This window comes from Caulobacter sp. D5 (genome assembly GCF_003185805.1).
In the GTDB taxonomy this organism is placed as follows: Bacteria; Pseudomonadota; Alphaproteobacteria; order Caulobacterales; family Caulobacteraceae; genus Caulobacter.
Genome location: NZ_QHJY01000565.1, coordinates 1 through 1,161, shown reverse-complemented (window position 1 = coordinate 1,161; position 1,161 = coordinate 1). Strand labels below are relative to the sequence as shown.

Annotated in this window: 1 protein-coding gene; it reads left to right on the top strand. The window is 76.3% G+C overall.

All coding sequences use genetic code 11. From position 1 onward, the window contains the following. Positions 1 to 1,161 (top strand): PLP-dependent aminotransferase family protein (locus DMC18_RS25270; protein WP_110133430.1); only part of this gene is annotated, 1,161 nt, incomplete at both ends.

The window sequence follows — 1,161 nt, the reverse complement described above, 5'->3', positions numbered from 1 at the left end:
CGGCCGGAACCCGCCTGCCGCCGCAGCGCGACCTGGCCCACCGGCTCGGCCTGGGCCTGGGCACCGTCACCCGCGCCTATGTCGAGGCCGAGAAGGCCGGGCTGGTCAGCGCCCATGTCGGCCGGGGCAGCTTCGTCAACGCCCCCGGCGCGATCGGCTCGCCGCGCCGCCGCGAGGGGCCGATCAATCTGTCCCAGAACGTCGCCCTCAACTGGCCGGCCTCGCGGGTGATCGGCGAGACGATGCAGCGCCTGCGTCGCCGCCCCGACCTCGCCGACCATCTGGACTATTCGCCCGCCGCCGGACTGGAGCGTCATCGCCGGGCGGCGGCGCAGTGGCTGGCCCGCAGCGCCGGCTTCGAGACCGCCGACTGGAAACGCCTGGTCTGCTGCGCCGGCGCCCAGCAGGGCCTGGCCCTGGCCTTCGGCGCGGTGGCCCGGCCGGGCGACGCGGTGCTGTGCGAGGCCTCCACCTTCCACGGCATCCGCGCCCTGGCCGCCCACGCCGGCTATCGCCTGAAGGGCGTGGCCATGGACGACGAGGGCCTGCGCCCGGACGCCCTGGAGGCCGCCGTCGCCGCCACCGGCGCGCGGGTCGTCGCCGTGCTGCCCACCCTGCAGAACCCCACCGGACGGATCATGTCGCTGGCCCGGCGCGAGGCGATCGTCGCGCTGGCCCGGCGCCTGGACCTGATCCTGATCGAGGACGACATCTACGGCGCCTACGCGCCCAGCGCCCCGCCGCCGCTGGCCATGCTGGCGCCCGAGCGGACGTTCCACGTCTCCGGCGTCTCCAAGACCCTGGCGCCTGGCCTGCGGGCCGGCTTCGTGATCGCTCCGGACGACACGGCCCTGGAGCGGATCCTGGAGACCATGCGGGCCATCGCCTACGCGCCGCCGGGCTTTGGCATGCTGATCGCCGGCCAGTGGATCGAGGACGGCACGGCCGACGCCATCCTCGCCGAGATCCGCGAGGAGACCGCCGCCCGCGTCGACCTGGCGCGCTCGATCCTGGGCAACGCCCTTTCCGGCCCGGCCACCCCGACCGCGCCGCACCTGTGGCTGCCGATGAGCGAGCTGGAGGCCGAGCGCCTGGCCGGCCGCGCCCTGCGCGGCGGCGCCGAGGTCACCCCGCCCGCCGCCCCGCTCGTCGAGCCGGGCC